We start from the raw sequence: 18,011 nt of genomic DNA, 5'->3' as shown, positions 1-18,011 counted from the left end.
TATTAAGCCGGATACACTTCAATGTCAGTTGATATTAGCGAAATTTTAGCGTTTTTGCCCTGTGAAACCCCACAGGGATGGGTTGACGCTGCCTTGGCTCATCCCGAAGAAATGCTGATTGATCACGCCAATTGTGAAAAAAAAGCAGCGGGCACTGCATTAAATTTGATTTTTCGCTATGTCGACAAGCCTGACCTAATGAATCGCATGTCTAAGCTCGCGCGTGAAGAGCTGCGTCATTTTGAACAGGTCATGGCCATTATGAAGAAGCGTGGGATTGAATACCGGCATTTATCGTCGGCACGCTATGCCAACGGTTTACGCGCTGAGGCACGCACTAGCGAACCGCATAAACTCATCGATATTTTAATTATTGGCGCCTTGATTGAGGCGCGCTCTTGCGAGCGATTTGCCCGCATTGCGCCACTGTTAGATACCGAGTTAAGCGCCTTTTATAACTCCTTATTAAAATCTGAAAGTCGCCATTTCAAAGATTATTTGAACTTGGCTGAGCGCTACGCTACCGAAGATATTACGCCGCGAATTGCGGTGTTTAAACAAAAAGAACAAGAGTTGATTGAAACCGCTGACGAGATATTTCGTTTCCACAGTGGGCCCTTGGCGGCTTAAGTTTGCTCGCTGCTATATTTGTTAGACAAAAGCCCCCGTCTCCATTAGCTGGCGAGCAACATCAGTAATAGAGCGCCCTTGGCGATTGGCGTTCTTATTGAGTAGGTCGGTGGCTTGCTCGTCGGTAAGGCCATACGTGTCAACGATGAACTTTTTGGCACTGTTTAAAATTTGGCGCGCATCTATTTCAGGTTTCAGTGCCAGCACCTCAGCCCGCAAGCGATCAATACTGTGGAAAAAGCTCAAGGTAATATCGATAAGTGACTGCAGCAAGCGCGGCGGTATATTGTCTATGGCGTAAATGCTGATGCCCGCGTCAGCCGCAAGTCGATTAATACTTTCGGAGCGATTATTACCGAGTTTAATTACTGTACGCGGATATTCTTTGTTCAGCTGCGCTAGATGCTCAAGTGTGTCTCGATTGCTTGAGTTGGTATCGACTAAAATGATTTCCGGGTGCATTTCACCCACAATGTGATAGATGTCGGCATGTTGATTGTTGAAATTGATTAACTCGATACCGGCCGATGCCAAAATAGAGTCAATTTTATTCGCGCGGCTATCATCAATATCAATCAGTAATACTTTCATTTGCGCTTTCAGGCCTCTTTTTGCACATTAATAAGTCGCAGCGCGGGGATGTCGGCCTTCGATAGGCTTTGTTGTTCAAGGTATTTAATAATGCCGCCAACGCTAATTACCTGACCATCTAAAAATTGATTAGGCCCTATTTGTAGCGACTTCATTAGCATGTTTTTCTCATGTAAATTGCCTTCGGTTTTTCGGTCTATGCTTGGGCTTTCTAAACCAACGGCTTCGGCAGCGATGCGGAATAGCGATGGCTTGTATACGGCGGCAACGGTCTCCTCGATGTTAATCGGTGTGGTTAGCTGGCCCCAGCGGTACATTTGGGAAATAAACCACTCGGCATGGTTGAGCCATGGAAAGTTTGCTGAGTAGCGGTGGAAGACATGAAAATCGTCAACTTTTTCTGGCATCTGTCCAAAATGCTTCAAAGACAAGCCCATAAGGGAGAGCGCAACGGTTTCTTCGGGTAGGGCAATATAAGGTGCCTGGCTGATCATTTTTGCTGCGGTTTTACGATTCTCTTTTTTATCGAGCCAAATGCACGCTTTGATTAAGGCTCGTAAAATTGCTTGATGGGTGGCAGGATTTTCATTTGCCCAGCTCTCGCTAACTGCAAACACTTTTTCAGGGCTGTTATTCCAAAGTTGGTATTTTGTAGCTACCACGTGACCAAGTTGTTGCTGCACCGCTAAGGTGTTCCAGGGTTCTCCGACACAAAATCCGTGTATATCACCATCGGTCATGGCGGTTACCATTTTTGAGGGCGGAATGACCACAATCTCGATGTCTCTATCTGGGTCGATACCGGCACTAGCTAACCAGTAGCGCAGTTCATAACTTTGGGTGGAGCAGGGGTAAACGACGCCGAAACGTAACTTTGGCCGCTTGGCGCGTTTATTTTCTTCAACGACGCACTGCAGTGCCTGGGCGGCAATCAATGGGCTGAACTCGCTGCGCGGATCAATGCTAAACAGGTGGTCGTATAGGTCATTATTGACAGTGATAGCATTGCCATTTAAGTCCAGAACCATGGCGCTGATCATATCTATTTTTGGCCCGCCAACACCCAGGCGGGAGGCGACCGGAATAGAGGCGAGCATTTGTGCGCCGTCGAGTATACCTAGGCCCACTTTGTCGCGAATGCCCGCCCAAGATGCTTCCCTAGAGAGGGTTACATTCAGTCCTTCGTTGCGGAAATAGCCTTTTTCGAGAGCGATTACCAATGGTGCGCAATCCGTTAACGGAATAAAGCCGAGACTAATGTCGGTTTTTTCCAGGCGAATACCGTTTTTATTATTGATTGCGGGCATTTTAAGCTCCTGTTGCTTTTTTAAGTGCTACTTCTGCTGGTTTGTTGGTGTCGGCTAGCCGTAATTCATGCGGCTTTTTTGTGCTCGCTTTGTGATCTGACTTCGCTTGCTTTTGGTGCAGGAATGTCAGTACTGCTGCGCGGTAGTGGTTGTAATCTACGTTGTCTGCTAGCGTCAATCGTTCTCTTGGACGCGGTAAATCAATGCTGAGTATCTCCCCCACAGTAGCGGCAGGGCCGTTGGTCATCATTACAATTCGATCAGATAGTAAAACGGCTTCGTCGACGTCGTGAGTGATGAGAATAACGGTATTGTTCAATTCGGCTTGAATTTCCATTAGGGCGTCTTGTAAGTGTGCTCGCGTAAGTGCGTCTAGTGCCCCAAAAGGCTCGTCCATAAGCAGCACTTTGGGCTCCATCGCCAGTGCCCTAGCAATTCCGACTCGTTGTTTCATTCCGCCAGAGATTTCTCCAGGCAGCTTGTGGCTGGCGTGTGACATTTGTACTAAGCCTAGATTGTACTCAACCCAATGTCGTATTTCAGCCTTGGACTTTCTGCCCTTAAACACTTGTTTGACCGCCAATTCGACATTTTGGTAAACCGTTAACCATGGGAATAGAGAATGATTTTGGAACACTACAGCACGATCTGGGCCAGGTTGGTTGACTTCTTTAGACTCTAAAACAACAGCGCCTTCGGTAGCTTGATAAAGGCCGGCGACAATATTTAGCACGGTTGATTTACCACAGCCCGAGTGGCCGATAAGTGATATGAATTCCCCTCTGGCTATTTTAAGGTCAACTTTTTCTAATGCTCTAAAGGGGCCTGTTTTGGTGGGGAAGTCGATACTAATTTGTGAAATATCTAAATAGGTAGACATGTCGTATTCCTTAAGCGCCAGCGTCGTCGTGGGCTATCATTTTGTGGAGGGTATGCATGAACGAGTCCAATATGAAGCCTATAAAGCCTATGGTCACAACAGCGACCATTATGCGGGCGAGGGATTCGGAGCTGCCATTTTGGAATTCATCCCAAACAAACTTTCCCAAGCCGGGGTTTTGGGCGAGCATTTCAGCTGCGATGAGGACCATCCAGCCAATGCCCAATGAAATTCGAAGGCCAGTAAATATCATTGGTAGTGCGGCTGGTATGGCGATTTTCGTTACCTGAGTAAACCAGCCAAGTTGAATGACTCGGCCGACATTGATGAGGTCTTTATCAATATTGGCAACGCCAACGGCAGTATTAATGAGAGTTGGCCACATGCAATACAGCGTGACGGTAATCGCTGAGTTGATAAACGATTTGGAAAACGCGGGATCATCACTCACGTAAACAGCGCTGACAACCATGGTAACCAGTGGTAACCACGCCAGTGGCGACACCGGTTTTAATATTTGGATAATTGGTGCAATCGCTGTATTGAGCAGCGGGCTAAGTCCGCAGGCGATCCCAATGGGAATGGCGATAATAGATGCGACAAGGAAGCCCGTGAAAACAGTGATTAAACTCGTAAAAATTTGATCGAAGTAGGTTGGTTTACCAGTGTAATCACGAATTTTAACTTCTGCGTCGGGATTTTTTGCCAATTTGACTTTGTTGCGGTCCTCTTGTCGCTGGTAAAACGCCTCGGCTTTTTCTCGTTCCGCTAAATGTTCCTGATATAAGCCACTGGCGGCTGATGCGACAACACCTGGCCCTGGAAAGCTACCGAGGCTGGTATCGATTTTTGAAGCGGCAGTGGACCAGATTGCTAAAAAAACGAGAATGGCAAATAGCGGTAATGCAATTAATCTAACGATTTCCTGCCCTTGTTCGCGAGGGTTTTCCCAGAAGGCGAGTTTTATTACCGGCACCATCCAGCGAAAGCCCGCCACACTCAAGTAATGTAGGGTATTTTGTTTCAACATATGTGCTCCAAAATTGCCCCGCCACGGCGGGGCAGGATGATTACTTCAGTAGGTCTTTAGCTTTTAAGCCGATGCTAAATTTGCTGATGTACTCATTGGGCTTGCGACCGTCGTAGGTGATGTTGTCTATGAACTCTGATTGAGGTGGTTTGTAACCAGTTTCAGATGCGAAGTTTGGGAATTCGCTGGTGCTGACTTTACCTTCTGCAATTAGCTCTTCAGCAGCTTGTCGATAGATATCGGGGCGATACACTTTCTTGGCGATGTCCATATACCAGCTGTCAGGCTTGTATTCGGTAATCTGTCCCCAGCGGCGCATCTGGGTTAAGTACCAAATGGCATCTGAGTAGTAGGGGTAAGTCGCGTTGTGCCGGAAAAACACGTTGAAATCGGGGACTTCGCGTTTATCGCCTTTTTCGTATTCGAATGTGCCTGTCATAGAGTTGGCGATCACATCGTAGTCGGCACCAACGTAGCTCGACTTTGATAGAATTTTTACTGCCTCAGGGCGATTGGCGTTGTTGTTGTCATCCAGCCATTTGGCGGCGCGAATCATCGCTTTGACGACGGCAATGTGAGTATTGGGGTATTTTTCCGCCCATTCATTACTAACGCCAAACACTTTCTCGGGATTGTTTTTCCAAATCTCGTAGTCGGTAATAACCGGTACCCCAATGCCTTTAAACACGGCTTGCTGGTTCCAGGGCTCGCCTACGCAGTAGCCATAAATAGTGCCGGCTTCTAGGGTGGCTGGCATTTGCGGCGGCGGAGTGACCGACAGTAGGGCCTCAGCGTCGATAGTGCCGCTGGTGTGGCCTTTCAACGGCGCGTAGTAACCGGGGTGAATGCCGCCCGCAGCTAGCCAGTAGCGCAATTCATAGTTGTGTGTGGAGACTGGGAATACCATACCCATCTTGAAGGGCTTGCCTTCACTTTTGTACTTGTCGATAACCGGCTTTAAGGCGTCAGCTTTAATAGGGTGAACAGGTTTGCCATCAGCTTGCCTTGGAATATTCTTTTTCATCTCCTCCCAAACGCTATTGGAGACGGTGATGCCATTGCCGTTTAAATCCATGCTAAAGGCAGTGATGATATGTGCCTGGGTGCCAAAGCCAATGGTGGCACCCAGCGGCTGTCCCGCTAGCATATGGGCGCCGTCTAATTCACCGTCTATTACGCGGTCGAGCAATACTTTCCAGTTAGCTTGTGCTTCGAGGGACACATACAGACCTTCGTCTTCGAAGTAGCCTTTTTCGTAAGCGACAGCCAGCGGAGCCATGTCTGTTAACTTAATAAAGCCAAATTTTAGCTCTTCTTTTTCCGGTTCTGCTGCTATGGCAACGCAACTTGTTGTTAATGCGATTGCGCTTATGGTGCGGGTAAACAGGCTGTGATACCGAGGCATCGGTTCGTCTCCAAAGTAGTTAATGCCAGGCATCGACGTGATCAGCATTGATGCTTGCCATCGGTTCTATGCATGTCGAATATATGCTCGATGCAAGGGGCGTAGAACGTTCTGAGGAGTTAATAGCAATAGCTATGCCATAAGGAATAAGTCTATTTATATCATAGTCTTAGCGTGATTTTTTGCTTATTGGCGAGGGGCGTCCGTGCACTGCTCTGAGGCGGATTTCGGGTATGGTGCGCTATTTCATTTGCACAAGATTGCTTTGATTTGGTGCGAGCCTTCTCTAAGTGAAGGGTATGGACTAGCTTAAATAGCTGCGGAGTTTAAGTTGATGTCGTCGTTGTCTATTTTTAAATACCACAATTGGTGACCCCAGTCGCCGAGGACAATGCGCTCTGCGATTCCTTTTGTGGTGGTAATCGAGTGACGATTAGGGCGATGCGTGTGTCCGTGGATTAGTCTTGTGCAGCTGTGCTTCGCCATTTCGGTGTTAACTGCAGACGCATTCACATCCATTATATCTTCGGCTTTATTGCTATTTGATTCGCCGCTTACCATTCGCATGTGTTTGGCTATCGCACGGCGTTCCGCAAGGGATTTCCTGAGTGCATCTTGCTGCCAGAGAGGGTCTCGCGCCATTTTCCTGAACTGCATATAGTCCTTGTCATCAGTACATAAACTATCGCCGTGCATTAATAAGGTTTGTTCTCCCGCTAGAGAGATAACGCTTGGGTCGGGGAGAAGTTCGGCGCCGACGTCGCGACAAAATGTATCGCCGATTAAAAAGTCGCGATTGCCGTGCATAAAATAGAGTGACGCGCCGTGATCGGTAAAATCTTTGAGGGCTTGCTTTACCGAGTTAATAAATGGTGATTCGTCGTCATCACCGACCCAGCTTTCAAAAAAATCCCCAAGGATATAGAGGTCGCTGGCATCGCTGGCGGTGGTTTTTAAAAATGAAAAAAACGCCCGGGTGATTTCCGGGCGCGATTCATCCAGATGGAGGTCTGAGATAAATAAAGTGCTCATAGCGATATCAGTCTATCCAAACCGCTTTTTCAATGATCACATCTTCTGCTGGTACATCTTGATGGCCGGCTACGCTAGTGGTTTTAACGCCTTTGATTTGGTTTACAACGTCCATTCCGTCTACGACTTTTGCGAATACCGCGTATCCCCAGCCTTGCATGGTTTTACTGCTGTGGTTTAGGAAGTCATTGTTCTTCACGTTAACAAAAAATTGTGAACTGGCTGAGTGGGGGTCAGATGTACGGGCCATAGACAGGGTGCCTACATCATTTTTTAAGCCGTTATCCGCTTCGTTTTCGATAGGGGCGCGGGTCGTTTTTTGTTTCATGCCGGGCTCAAAACCGCCGCCTTGCAGCATAAAACCGTCGATAACACGGTGAAAAATAGTACCGTCGTAATAGCCGTCAAGCACATACTGTTTAAAGTTCTCTGAGGTTTTTGGTGCATTTTCGAAGTCCAGCTCAACCTTAATGTCGCCGAAATTTGTAGTGAAGATAATCATTTACGCTGATCTCGCTTATAACCGGAAATTAAAGCCGCTATAATACGGCTTTTGGCTGCGGGGCGAAACCGGCGCTAAACCTTTGTGTTTATCGCGCGCGGATTCTTGCGGCCGCGGCGGTTTGCAGTAATTCGCCGATTTTGGACATTTGGAACCCATCAATGACTGACAATGTAGTATCCGGCAATAATTTTCTACGTACTATCGTAAAGGAAGACATCGCCTCGGGTCGTTTGAGCGGTGAGCTCGTCACGCGCTTTCCACCAGAGCCAAATGGTTTTTTACATATCGGTCACGCTAAATCGATCTGCCTGAACTTTGGTCTTGCCAAGCAGTTTGGCGGGCGCTGCCATCTGCGTTTTGACGACACCAACCCGGCAAAAGAAGAGCAGGCATATATAGATGCTATTCAAGAAGATATCCGCTGGTTGGGGTTTGAGTGGTCGGGTCCGATTCGCTATGCATCGGATTACTTCGACACCTTGTACGACTACGCACTGCATTTGGTTCGCAACGGAAACGCGTATGTGTGCGACTTAAGTGCGGATCAAGCTCGCGAGTACCGCGGCACCTTGACCGAAGCCGGTAAAAATAGCCCGTATCGCGACCGCAGTGTGGAAGAGAACCTCGCCTTGTTTGACAGTATGCGCAATGGCGAATTTGATGAGGGCAGCAGGGTACTGCGCGCAAAAATTGATATGGCAGCGCCAAATATCAACCTTCGCGACCCCATCATTTATCGTATTCGCAAGGTGAGTCATCACCAGACAGGTGATAAATGGTGTATTTATCCGACATATGACTTTACCCACGGCCAGTCAGATGCGCTGGAAGGCATTACGCATTCAATCTGCACCTTGGAGTTTGAAGATCACCGTCCTTTATATGAGTGGTTTATCGCCAACTTGCCAGTGCCAGCGCAGCCCAAGCAGTATGAGTTTGCGCGTTTGAATGTAAATTACACGGTGACCAGCAAGCGTAAATTAAAAATGCTTGTTGATGAGAGCGTGGTAGACGGTTGGGATGATCCCCGAATGCCGACGATCGCGGGAATGCGCCGCCGCGGATTTACGGCGGCTGCGCTCAGAAATTTCTGCGATATGGTCGGTGTTGCACGCAGTGAAGGTGTGGTAGATGTCGCCATGCTCGAACACGCAATCCGAGATGATCTTGATAAAAATGCACCGCGCGCCATGTGCGTAATGGACCCGCTTAAAATTATTATTACTAACTATCCCGACGACAAAGTCGAGTGGTTAAATGCGCCGGGTCACCCCAATCGTGATGATTTGGGTGAGCGCAGCCTGCCTTTCAGCCGCGAAGTTTATATAGAGCGCGAAGACTTCCGCGAGGAGGCCAATAAAAAATTCAAACGTTTGGTATTAGGTAAAAAAGTGCGTTTGCGCAGTGCTTATGTACTGTTGGCTGAATCCGTTGTTAAAGACGCTGCCGGTAATATTGTAGAAGTGCATTGCAGCTACGATGCCGCATCCCACGGTGCTGACCCAGAAGACGGTATAAAGCCAAAAGGCGTTATTCACTGGGTATCGGCAAGTCACGGTAAGCAGGCGACAGTGCGTTTATATGATCGTCTATTTACTCATGAATCGCCAGATAGAGGCGGGGAAGAGTTTCTTGATCATGTTAATCCAGCGTCATTGAGCATCATTGAGCATTGTTGGATTGAACCGAGCCTTGCCGACGCGGCGCCAGAGGCGAGTTTTCAATTTGAGCGAACGGGCTATTTTGTTGCCGACAAGCTTGAGCACACAAGCGGTGCGCCGGTATTTAACCGCACGATTGCCCTTCGTGATACGTGGGGCAAGGAGTCGGACGTCTGAGGTCGGATGTCTGTCGAAAGCGATGGCGCTAGATGCTAGACCGGAGAGGGGAGACGCAAAAGCTGTTTTCCCGCTTCGAGTCTGAAGCCTGGCAGCTGATGGATATAATCAAATTTTTATAACGGGCTTGGGTTGATTTTGACGTTGCATTTCCCGTCCCCCGTCCAGCATTAAGCGATCATTTATGACGATTCAAATCTACAACACCCTCAGCCGTAGCAAGCAGCCTCTTGTGCCATTGCAGGACGGCAAAATTAATATGTACGTCTGCGGTATGACGGTATACGACTTCTGTCATCTCGGACATGCGCGGGTGTTGGTGGCGTTTGACGTCATTACACGGTATTTGCGTGGCAAGGGTTTTGATGTCAACTACGTGCGCAATATCACTGATATCGACGACAAAATATTGCGCAGGGCGGATGAAAATAATGAGCCCTTTGAAGCGTTAACTGAGCGTTTTATTAAGGCCATGCACGAAGATGCCGCGCGGCTGGATATTATGCCGCCAGATATGGAGCCCAGAGCGACCGCTCATATCGCTGATATCTTGACCATGATCGCCACGTTGATAGAAAAGGGCTTCGCCTATACCGCTGCAAATGGCGATGTGTATTATCGGGTCACTGCATTTGCCGACTACGGAAAGTTATCGGGTAAAAACCCGGATGAGTTGTTATCTGGCGCGCGTATTGCGGTCGATGAAGCCAAAGATGACCCCCGTGACTTTGCATTGTGGAAAGCGGTTAAAGACGATGGAGTGAGCTGGCCGTCGCCTTGGGGGAAGGGCCGCCCGGGCTGGCATATTGAATGTTCAGCTATGTCTACTTGCTGCTTGGGAAATACCTTCGACATACATGGTGGTGGGCCGGATTTGGTTTTCCCGCATCATGAAAACGAGATAGCGCAGTCTGAGGCGGCAACAGGACAGCGCTACGCGCAAACGTGGATGCATGCCGGCGCGGTGCGGGTCGATAATGAGAAAATGTCGAAATCGTTGGGGAATTTTTTCACCATTCGTGAAATTCTCGATCGCTATCATCCGGAAGTGGTGCGTTATTTTCTTATTTCCAGCCACTACCGCAGCGCTATTAATTATTCAGAAGATAATTTACTTATTGCCAAGCAAAACCTGGAGCGTTTTTATCACGCCTTTAAAGGATTGGATGTTGTCATCGCGCGACCTTATGCAGAGCTAGATAAGGACGATGTTTACGTTAATCGATTTGATGCCGCTATGGCAGACGATTTTAATGCACCCGTTGCCTTGGCGGTGCTTTACGATATGGTAAGAGAGTTAAATAGCGCAAAAGAAGCACTCGAAACGGATCGCGTTGCGTGTTTGGCTCGCAATTTAAAATCCATGGCGGCCGTGCTCGGTATTTTACAGTTATCAGCCGATGAGTTTTTACAGGCGGGTAGCGGTGATCAGTTAGCGGCTGACGCTATTGAGGCGTTAATTGCAGAGCGTGTGCAAGCCAAGAAAGATCGGCAATTTGCTCGTGCAGATGAAATTCGCGATTCCTTAAAGGCGCAGGGTGTCATTTTAGAAGACAGCCGCGAGGGTACTACTTGGCGCCGTGAATAAAGGCATCTCGTCGCAAGGGCTGTTAAAATCAATTATCTATTGCGTAGGGCGTTGCGGTGAAAAAAAGTATTCTTCTATGGATGTTTGCAGTACTCGTCGGGTGCACCACACCAAACCTATTGTTAGATGGTGGCTTCTTGGCGGCGGCAGATTATTTTCCTGTTACTGGCCGGCAAGGCTGGTTGATTAATCAGCGTCTCGGTTTTGCGTCTTTTGTCACTGGCAAGGTTGATCGCGATTGGGACAAGACTAGCACGCTCGAAATTGGCGATTTTGAAAGTGTTCGCCAAGCCGGTGCATATCGCTTTTCATTCTCTGATGGCGCCGACAACGTTGCCCAGCTTGATTGTAAAAGTGGAGAAGACAGCGACCACGTGAATCTTCGCGGCGTGCTCGGCGGCGACGCCAGGTGGATCGTTGATGCCGAATCCTTTCTGAATTGCTCGTTGTTAGAGTGGGGCGAAACCGTTGCTTGGAAGCTGGTGATGGCAGCTAACGACGAACACTTACACGGCTATTTATTCTCCAGCAAAGAGGCGATGCCGGTATACGAAGTGCTTGGCACTGATGAGCTAGAAGGCAGCGCTTGGCCTGTTGGTAAGATTGTAGGCTATCTCGTTTATCGCGATGGCCTGCAGCTTGCAGCAATTCAGGTGATGAACGAAGGCGGTGTGTGGATCGACAGCAAATTATCCCCAGTTGAGCGGCGCAGGCTTGCTAGTCTCGCTGCGGCGTTGCTGCTTTATAGTCCGAGTGAATCTTAGTCTTAACCGAGCTGTTTGATTGGCGGACAAAGTCTGAGTAACAGTAGGCCGAAAATAGCGCCTAGGCTATTTGCAAGGAAATCTAATATCGACGCATAACGACCTGGTGAATAGGCTTGCGCTATCTCCAGTAGACCGCCGTAGGCACAAATTGCAATGACGGCAAGGTGTAAATGGTGACGTTTAAGCGTCAGCGGGTAGGTCAATAAGACAAACACCAGGTAGGCGCCAAAGTGCTGAAGCTTGTCCCACAGGTTTAGGTCTGGCATCGCCGCTGAGGGCAGTATTGAAAAATAAGCGATGAAAAGCGCGAAGCTCAGAACGGGCAGGAGTCTGAGCGTGTTTCCGGTGAGTGTCATTTTGGCTGATAATCATCCGGTAACAGGGCCGCTAATCTCTTTTCTGCGGCGCTAACAATACGTTCAATGTCTTGGCCGTCAAAGTCTTCTAGTGGAAAGCGCTCGCTGTGCAAGGTCACATTACCAAAGGGTTTCGGGAATTTAGATTTGTCCCAAGTTGACTCAATTCTCCAGCCTTGATAGTCCGCTCGGATGAGGTAGAGCGGCACCTTTGCCCGCATGGCTAACACGACTGCGCCGGCTTTCATTTCATGGCGGGGGCCGCGAGAGCCATCGACGGCGAAGGCGACGGTTTTGCCTTTTCTCGCCGCCTTAAGTAGCTGCACAAAGGCGTCTTTGCCGCCCCGGCTCGGCGAACCGAGGGCGACTTCATAGGTGTAGCGTTCCATCACCATGGCTATCGAGTAGCCGAAATGATTTTGTGAGGCTATTGCGGCGATATTCTGGTTTTTATATCTGTGAATAATGGGGAGGAGTTCGTCGTGATAAACCGCCATCACGCAGGGTTGTTCTAACGCCAGCTGGCCTTTAAAGCGCAGAGTATTCATTACCCAGAAGAAGATCTGCAGAATACCGCTAAGCAGCAGCCGCGCAAACCTCTGCGCGGGTCCTATTTTTTTGGGTGGTTTGTTTACCCTAGCCATGATGCTTGTCCGTGTTAGGCGATGGCTTTTTCGCCGGAGTCCACGCTTTGGAATATCAGAGTATTGATCGTCATGGGGCCAACCCCGCCTGGTACAGGAGTGTAAGCACTAACCCGATCGACTAGAGGTGCAAGCTCAATATCGCCGACGCCGCCCGGATGGTAGCCGGCATCGACAACAACCGCGCCGTCTTTAATCCATTCCGCCTTGATAAATTCAGGTTTACCCACTGCGCCGACTAAAATATCCGCCTGCTTTATCAAGGCTGGAAGGTTTTGCGTGCGTGAGTGGCAGATAGTCACAGTGGCATTGGCCTCAAGTAGCATCATGGCCATTGGCTTGCCGAGAATGGCGCTACGACCGACTACAACGGCATGCTTGCCTTCGATCCCAATCTCGTAGTGCTCTAGTATACGCATAATGCCCTTGGGGGTGGCGCAGCCATAAGCTTCTTCGCCCATTGCCATGCGACCGAAGCCGAGGCAGGTCACGCCGTCTACATCTTTGTGAAGAGCAATCGCATCGAAACAAGCGCGCTCGTCTATTTGCTCTGGAACGGGGTGTTGTAGCAAAATGCCGTGAACATTTGGGTCGCTATTTAACTCATCAATTTTGGCCAGCAACTGCTCTGTGGTGGTCGATCCGGGCATTTCCACCGCCAATGAATCCATGCCTACGCGTCGACAGGCATTGCCCTTCATCTTGACGTAAGTAGCGGAGGCGGGGTCATCGCCAACTAAGATTGTCGCTAGTATGGGAGTGCGGCCGTTTGAACGGCTTTTTAGCGCCGTAACGCGGTTTGTGAGTTGTTCTTCCCAGCTTGCCGCCAGTGTTTTGCCGTCTAAAATCAACGCCGTCATTCAGATAGGTCTCGCATAAAAAGATGATTCAAATTAAGATGTTATTGTCGCATGTGCACAAACTACAGGCCAACAAATCAATCGAATAATTTTTCCCAAAACCGTTGACGAGATAAAAAGGTCTGCGTATCATGCGCAGCTCCTGTAGCGGGGCATACGGGAAACGAAAAACGGGGTATAGCGCAGTCTGGTAGCGCGCCTGCTTTGGGAGCAGGATGTCGGGAGTTCGAATCTCTCTACCCCGACCATTTTTCGTATCTCAGTTCGGACGGTTTTGCGCCCGTAGCTCAGCTGGATAGAGCAACGGCCTTCTAAGCCGTCGGTCACAGGTTCGAATCCTGTCGGGTGCGCCATTTACAGGACGATTTTTTCCCCAATGGTGGCCGTAGCTCAGTTGGTAGAGTCCAGGATTGTGATTCCTGTTGTCGCGGGTTCAAGCCCCGTCGGCCACCCCATTTTCTAAATATCTCCACTAAAGATAGTTAGCGTTTTCGACGCTCAGATCGCATTTTTAATGTTTGTTTTTATCTGTTTTTTTTTGATAGCGGTTTCAGTTTTTCGCCACACCTTATCTCCTCCTAAGTTCTGGTTTTTATTAAATTTATCCAAGTCGTCAAGCGGGCAAGTTGCTTCGAATGTGTCGTAGTAGCCATTCTCGCGTTTTGCCTATGTGATTGCCGTCACAAAACAATATTAATAGTGGTTTTTACCTATTGCTTCGCTATTTAAGCTTCAAGCCTTTGATTAGTATTAGTGCCATAGCTTTAGCCTGTGTTTTTAGTTCGCAGGTATTTTCTTTTGTGTTGTTAAGTACCGCGGAACAATGACGTTCCAGTAGAGGGTTTCTGCTGCGTACATGGAGAATGCAATTTTGGTCTGTGTACGCAATTTGTTTGCGAAAATGTAATGTTGCAGCTGTTTTTAAAGGCAGCTGCGGAAAACACGCTCTTATATCTCGCAATATTTTCGGCAAATCTTCTCAGCTGTATTTAATTCCCTTATTTATTCGTCGTTAGAATTTTGTGACCACTAGCAAAGCGATTGCTGGCGGTCGTCTGGCGTGTGGTTTTGGTAATGTGTCTTCGACAATTGAGTTGGAGATTTAGTGTTCATTGGGGAGCGTTATAATGGCGTGTTTACGCAAGCTATTGTCTATATTTACTGTGACGATGGCATTGTTATTTTCGACGGTTGCAACAGCAGATGCTCTTACAGATCTACTTAATACCTTAGGTTTAACTCAGCTTTTATCGGAGGTCGGAACGACAGTCGGGACCGTCGGGGCCTCAGTTTTGGACCCCGTGGGCACTGGCGACAATGACTTTCTTGGCGCGGATGCCCTCAACCCAGAGAATGATCTAGGCCTTACCTTGGCTTCCGGTGAGCTTCTAGGTTTTGGAAATAAAACTGGCTCGGGAACGGCAATACCTTTAGATGCACTGGGCTTGTCGCAGTTAATAGGTGCGCTTGGCTTAAATTATGAAAGCGGCATTGTCACGCAACTGCGCAGTTTAGTTGGTCCTGAGGGAGCGATAGTGGTTCCCGTGGTGGGCGCACTAGAAGGTCTTACCGACCAGCTTACTGCTGGTGGTGTTCAGATGGCTCAAATGTTGTCGCTGCCGGGCTTAGATGGTCAGCCAATAGGTCTAGCCTTACTTGGTGCGGCTGACTCGGGTAACGCCGCTGCAGACGGCTTGGCCGGAATTGCGTTGTTAACACCCGGTTCTTCAGGTAACGGCGGCATAATTGGTCTTGCAGTATTGTCTGGTAATAATTCAGGCAATGGCGATTTGATTGGTGTTTCTGTTTTAAGTGGCAGCAATAGTGGCAACGGCAGTCTTGCTGGCATAGCTGCAATATCTGGCAGTAATTCCGGTAACAGCGATGCTGTTGGCGCAGCTGTTTTGTCTGGCGACAATGTCGGTAATGGCGGTAGCGCGGGGCTGGCGGTATTGAATGGCGATAATTCCGGTAATTCTGACTTTGGCGCAATTGCTGTGTTGAATGGCGATAATTCAGGTAATTCCGAAACCGTTGCTGTTGGTGCATTAAACGGTGCTAACTCGGCGAATGGTGGATTAGTCGCTGTGGGCGCGCTGAACGGGCCTGGATCTGGAAATGGCGGTTTAATTACGGTTGCAGTAGCGAATGAGGCGGGTAATGGTGGCGATGGCTCTGGTGGTGGTGATGCAGGTAATTGTGCTGCTACCGGTGGGGTGGGCTGCGCGGATCGCAATAATCTAGCTTTGCTGGATAGCTGTAAAGATTTGGATGCTGACGGCGTTTGTGATGATCGCGATGAGTGTTTAGATACGCCGGCTGATATGCCAGTCTTTTTAACCGGCTGTCACTTAACCGAAGATGCGGCGCTTGTTTTGCGTGGCGTTAATTTTGAATTCGATCGCGCTGATCTTACGCCAGAGTCGTTGCCAATTCTTGAACATGCAGTCAGGGTTCTTGGGGCTAAGCCAGCAGCCTTGGTAGCTGTGGATGGGCATACTGATGCCAAAGGCAGTGATGACTACAATATCCGTCTTTCTTACGCTCGTGCAGCGACCGTGTATAACTATTTGATCGAAGCAGGCATTGAAGAAAAGCGTCTTGCATATCGTGGCTATGGCGAATCTGTTCCCGTTGCTAGCAACGAAAATGACGATGGCAGTGACAATCCGGCAGGGCGTGCTGAAAACCGTCGCGTAGAGTTGAATATTCTCGACGGTGACGTGTTTCAATCCGTTAAAGAACAGAACAACGCTGATCAGTAATTATGACGACGGTCAGCTTTTGGCTGACCCGTCGAATCTCTATTAAATTTAATATGCTTACAATTGCATATTAAGCCTTTATCAAAGGACTTGTATTTATGGCAATTGATTTTCCTCCGGCGTTACCGCCACAGTTAACGACTCCGCAATATATCGAGTCAGTGTCTGGCGCCTCTGCAAGCTACATTGGGAAGGTTATCGGTTACGAGTTGCGGGTTTCTGGAACCCACTATTTAAGTAACGACGAGTTAGATGCCATTTTCGTGGCCGCGAAAACACCGTCACAAGCAATTTTTTTAATGAACTCTCTGGTTTTGCGCAAAGGTCATTTGTTGGTGACGATGCAATATGCACCCGATAGCAATGTTGTCTATATACACGCAGTACAAGGTCGAGTGGCGGATGTCCAGGGCGATCAGCTTGGTGAGTTTTTTGAGGGTTTAGTTGGTGATGCGGATCTAACGCGGGCTGAGTTTGAGCGCGCTCGAGTTATGGCAAATGTGAAGAGTCAGCGGATCGGAATGGATTACTCAGTATCGTATCAGAATGATGCTAATAATCCTGAAGATGTTGTGCTGGTTTTTGAGCCGCGGCCAGTAGAGGATTTTGACTCAACTGACGTGGTTTTCCAAATTGGTAATCAGGGGAGCCGCTACGTTGGCCGTTATTTTGGCGATGTGGGTATAAGCCATAATTTCGAGAACGGTACGCGAGCAACTTTTGGCTATGAAACGGCGTTTACTGATTTAGGTGAGTCGCGAAATGGGGAAAACTATCACCGCTTTCAACTAGGTGCGGATCGAGCATTCAAGGGCGGCTTATACGGTATTAACGCGAGTCACACAGAGTATTCGCAAGATTTTGGTCCGGTAACGATTGTTGGCACAACGACGACTGGCGGTACACCGCTTTGTGGTTTATTGGGAATCGGTTGCGGAACAACGACAACCACAACTTCAGTACAAAATTTGTCATTAGATGCCGATATTGACGCGGTGGCTCTGACTGGTGAGCAAGTATTATCAGCCGATATAACTCACCGTTTTAATCTGTTTGAAAAAGTAGAATACATCGATTCGCAAATTGACGCTGGCTCCTTTGGTAGTTTGCAAGACGAAAAATATGGCACTGTGGAACTTGGCGCAAAATATTTTTCTGCTAGTTTGATGGACGGCAAAACCTTCCGTTGGTCGGCGCAATTGTCGTTAAAAGCAGGAGTAACTGGTGACAGCGGTACTCTTGGTACGGCTACAGCGACGTCGCCCGAAGTCGGGCCTACGACCCGCACTGCGGAATTTGTTGTGGTGTTGCCAAAGGTCGCGGCGAAACTGCCTTTATCCGACGCTTCGGAACTTAATTTTAATTTCTCGGCGCAAATTGCGGATGAGCAGCTACCGCAGCAGCAGCAATGGGTGCTTGGTGGTATGAGCGCACTTAGTGCTTACCTGCCAGGTGTATTGTCTGGTGATTCGGGTTACTTCACTGCAGCGGATTTTACTCATAAATTTATATTGGGTGGCGTTGATCTCTCGGTGTCGGTATTTGTTGAATACGGTGCATCGCAATTTGAGAATGCTAGTGGGGCAGCGGGTGCTGAGCGCAGTATTGCCGATATGGGCGTGCGTATTGGAGCTGACTTAGGTTGGGGCATAACTCTTGATGCTGTGGCTGCTAGACCACTTATGGACGATGGTTTTGAGTCGAGCGATGAGCTAGATAAGCTTGAGGCAGATTTTTACGTTGTACTCAAAAAGGTATTTTAATTAAGCCATTGAATGGCGCTTACCTGTTTAATGTAGATAAGCGCCGCTTT

At 48.5% G+C, this 18,011-nt stretch carries 16 protein-coding genes and 3 tRNA genes; 9 read left to right on the top strand and 10 right to left on the bottom strand.

Annotated elements, in window-relative coordinates; genetic code table 11:
• Positions 1–21: 21 nt before the first annotated feature.
• Entirely contained in the window at positions 22–630 is a 609-nt protein-coding gene (locus KXJ70_RS00945; protein ID WP_219041591.1) for a MiaE family protein, read from the top strand.
• Between the two features lie 21 nt (positions 631–651).
• On the opposite strand, the gene KXJ70_RS00940 is transcribed toward KXJ70_RS00945, so the two are convergent.
• From KXJ70_RS00940 to KXJ70_RS00910, 7 genes are all read right to left on the bottom strand, one after another.
• Positions 652–1,221, bottom strand: coding sequence for an ANTAR domain-containing response regulator (locus KXJ70_RS00940; RefSeq protein ID WP_219041590.1), 570 nt, complete (start codon positions 1,219–1,221; stop codon positions 652–654).
• 8 nt (positions 1,222–1,229) lie between these two features.
• Positions 1,230–2,528, bottom strand: a complete 1,299-nt coding sequence (locus KXJ70_RS00935) for a CmpA/NrtA family ABC transporter substrate-binding protein (protein ID WP_219041589.1) — start codon at positions 2,526–2,528, stop codon at positions 1,230–1,232.
• A 1-nt stretch (position 2,529) separates the two neighbouring features.
• The gene (locus tag KXJ70_RS00930) at positions 2,530–3,408 is read right to left on the bottom strand and encodes an ABC transporter ATP-binding protein (protein WP_255558149.1); all 879 of its coding nucleotides are present in this window, start codon (positions 3,406–3,408) and stop codon (positions 2,530–2,532) included.
• Positions 3,409–3,418: 10 nt separating this feature from the next.
• Positions 3,419–4,438, bottom strand: coding sequence for an ABC transporter permease (locus tag KXJ70_RS00925; protein ID WP_219041588.1), 1,020 nt, complete (start codon positions 4,436–4,438; stop codon positions 3,419–3,421).
• Between the two features lie 40 nt (positions 4,439–4,478).
• Complete coding sequence (locus KXJ70_RS00920) at positions 4,479–5,843, bottom strand: CmpA/NrtA family ABC transporter substrate-binding protein (RefSeq protein WP_219043045.1); 1,365 nt, start codon at positions 5,841–5,843, stop codon at positions 4,479–4,481.
• 309 nt (positions 5,844–6,152) lie between these two features.
• On the bottom strand, positions 6,153–6,875 hold the full coding sequence (locus tag KXJ70_RS00915) for a UDP-2,3-diacylglucosamine diphosphatase (RefSeq protein WP_219041587.1): 723 nt from the start codon (positions 6,873–6,875) through the stop codon (positions 6,153–6,155).
• A gap of 7 nt (positions 6,876–6,882) precedes the next feature.
• Positions 6,883–7,377, bottom strand: coding sequence for a peptidylprolyl isomerase (locus KXJ70_RS00910; RefSeq protein ID WP_219041586.1), 495 nt, complete (start codon positions 7,375–7,377; stop codon positions 6,883–6,885).
• A gap of 161 nt (positions 7,378–7,538) precedes the next feature.
• On the opposite strand from KXJ70_RS00910, the gene KXJ70_RS00905 reads away from it, so the two are divergent.
• From KXJ70_RS00905 to KXJ70_RS00895, 3 genes are all read left to right on the top strand, one after another.
• Positions 7,539–9,218 carry a glutamine--tRNA ligase/YqeY domain fusion protein gene (locus tag KXJ70_RS00905; RefSeq protein WP_219041585.1) on the top strand — a complete coding sequence of 560 codons (1,680 nt, stop codon included), beginning with the start codon at positions 7,539–7,541 and terminating at the stop codon, positions 9,216–9,218.
• Positions 9,219–9,402: 184 nt separating this feature from the next.
• Positions 9,403–10,806, top strand: a complete 1,404-nt coding sequence (cysS, locus tag KXJ70_RS00900; RefSeq protein WP_219041584.1) for a cysteine--tRNA ligase — start codon at positions 9,403–9,405, stop codon at positions 10,804–10,806.
• 56 nt (positions 10,807–10,862) lie between these two features.
• Positions 10,863–11,570: a hypothetical protein gene (locus KXJ70_RS00895; RefSeq protein WP_219041583.1), complete on the top strand. Its 708-nt coding sequence runs from the start codon at positions 10,863–10,865 to the stop codon at positions 11,568–11,570.
• 2 nt (positions 11,571–11,572) lie between these two features.
• Here KXJ70_RS00895 and KXJ70_RS00890 read toward each other — a convergent pair whose 3' ends face one another.
• From KXJ70_RS00890 to folD, 3 genes are read right to left on the bottom strand one after another with little or no spacing between them, the layout of a single operon-like run.
• Positions 11,573–11,929 carry a VanZ family protein gene (locus tag KXJ70_RS00890; protein WP_219041582.1) on the bottom strand — a complete coding sequence of 119 codons (357 nt, stop codon included), beginning with the start codon at positions 11,927–11,929 and terminating at the stop codon, positions 11,573–11,575.
• Positions 11,926–12,573 carry a lysophospholipid acyltransferase family protein gene (locus KXJ70_RS00885; RefSeq protein WP_219041581.1) on the bottom strand — a complete coding sequence of 216 codons (648 nt, stop codon included), beginning with the start codon at positions 12,571–12,573 and terminating at the stop codon, positions 11,926–11,928. Before KXJ70_RS00885 ends, KXJ70_RS00890 begins: the two co-directional genes overlap by 4 nt.
• A 14-nt stretch (positions 12,574–12,587) precedes the next feature.
• Positions 12,588–13,433 carry a bifunctional methylenetetrahydrofolate dehydrogenase/methenyltetrahydrofolate cyclohydrolase FolD gene (gene folD / locus KXJ70_RS00880; RefSeq protein ID WP_219041580.1) on the bottom strand — a complete coding sequence of 282 codons (846 nt, stop codon included), beginning with the start codon at positions 13,431–13,433 and terminating at the stop codon, positions 12,588–12,590.
• Between the two features lie 171 nt (positions 13,434–13,604).
• On the opposite strand from folD, the gene KXJ70_RS00875 reads away from it, so the two are divergent.
• The 5 genes from KXJ70_RS00875 (at position 13,605) to KXJ70_RS00855 (ending at position 17,961) form a co-directional block, all read left to right on the top strand.
• Positions 13,605–13,681, top strand: a tRNA-Pro gene (locus tag KXJ70_RS00875).
• 28 nt (positions 13,682–13,709) lie between these two features.
• Positions 13,710–13,786, top strand: a tRNA-Arg gene (locus KXJ70_RS00870).
• Positions 13,787–13,812: 26 nt separating this feature from the next.
• A tRNA-His gene (locus KXJ70_RS00865) sits at positions 13,813–13,888 on the top strand.
• A gap of 672 nt (positions 13,889–14,560) precedes the next feature.
• Positions 14,561–16,198 (top strand): OmpA family protein, encoded by a 1,638-nt coding sequence (locus KXJ70_RS00860; RefSeq protein ID WP_219041579.1) that lies wholly within the window; start codon positions 14,561–14,563, stop codon positions 16,196–16,198.
• 98 nt (positions 16,199–16,296) lie between these two features.
• A complete protein-coding gene (locus KXJ70_RS00855) occupies positions 16,297–17,961 on the top strand; it encodes a ShlB/FhaC/HecB family hemolysin secretion/activation protein (protein ID WP_219041578.1) in 1,665 nt (554 codons plus the stop codon).
• The last annotated feature ends 50 nt before the right edge of the window (positions 17,962–18,011 follow it).

Source organism: Zhongshania aquimaris (genome assembly GCF_019312595.1).
GTDB classification, from domain to species: Bacteria; Pseudomonadota; Gammaproteobacteria; order Pseudomonadales; family Spongiibacteraceae; genus Spongiibacter; species Spongiibacter aquimaris.
Note: the sequence above shows the minus strand (reverse complement) of the source record. Positions and strands in the feature narration are given on the sequence as shown.

Coding starts and splice junctions, on each gene's coding strand:
- KXJ70_RS00910 (WP_219041586.1), bottom strand. CDS start 7,377: ATGATTATCTTCACTACAAATTTCGGCGACATTAAGGTTGAGCTGGAC.
- KXJ70_RS00885 (WP_219041581.1), bottom strand. CDS start 12,573: ATGGCTAGGGTAAACAAACCACCCAAAAAAATAGGACCCGCGCAGAGG.
- KXJ70_RS00860 (WP_219041579.1), top strand. CDS start 14,561: ATGGCGTGTTTACGCAAGCTATTGTCTATATTTACTGTGACGATGGCA.
- KXJ70_RS00920 (WP_219043045.1), bottom strand. CDS start 5,843: ATGCCTCGGTATCACAGCCTGTTTACCCGCACCATAAGCGCAATCGCA.
- cysS (WP_219041584.1), top strand. CDS start 9,403: ATGACGATTCAAATCTACAACACCCTCAGCCGTAGCAAGCAGCCTCTT.
- KXJ70_RS00930 (WP_255558149.1), bottom strand. CDS start 3,408: ATGTCTACCTATTTAGATATTTCACAAATTAGTATCGACTTCCCCACC.
- KXJ70_RS00855 (WP_219041578.1), top strand. CDS start 16,297: ATGGCAATTGATTTTCCTCCGGCGTTACCGCCACAGTTAACGACTCCG.
- KXJ70_RS00940 (WP_219041590.1), bottom strand. CDS start 1,221: ATGAAAGTATTACTGATTGATATTGATGATAGCCGCGCGAATAAAATT.
- KXJ70_RS00915 (WP_219041587.1), bottom strand. CDS start 6,875: ATGAGCACTTTATTTATCTCAGACCTCCATCTGGATGAATCGCGCCCG.
- KXJ70_RS00935 (WP_219041589.1), bottom strand. CDS start 2,528: ATGCCCGCAATCAATAATAAAAACGGTATTCGCCTGGAAAAAACCGAC.
- folD (WP_219041580.1), bottom strand. CDS start 13,433: ATGACGGCGTTGATTTTAGACGGCAAAACACTGGCGGCAAGCTGGGAA.
- KXJ70_RS00945 (WP_219041591.1), top strand. CDS start 22: ATGTCAGTTGATATTAGCGAAATTTTAGCGTTTTTGCCCTGTGAAACC.
- KXJ70_RS00925 (WP_219041588.1), bottom strand. CDS start 4,438: ATGTTGAAACAAAATACCCTACATTACTTGAGTGTGGCGGGCTTTCGC.
- KXJ70_RS00890 (WP_219041582.1), bottom strand. CDS start 11,929: ATGACACTCACCGGAAACACGCTCAGACTCCTGCCCGTTCTGAGCTTC.
- KXJ70_RS00905 (WP_219041585.1), top strand. CDS start 7,539: ATGACTGACAATGTAGTATCCGGCAATAATTTTCTACGTACTATCGTA.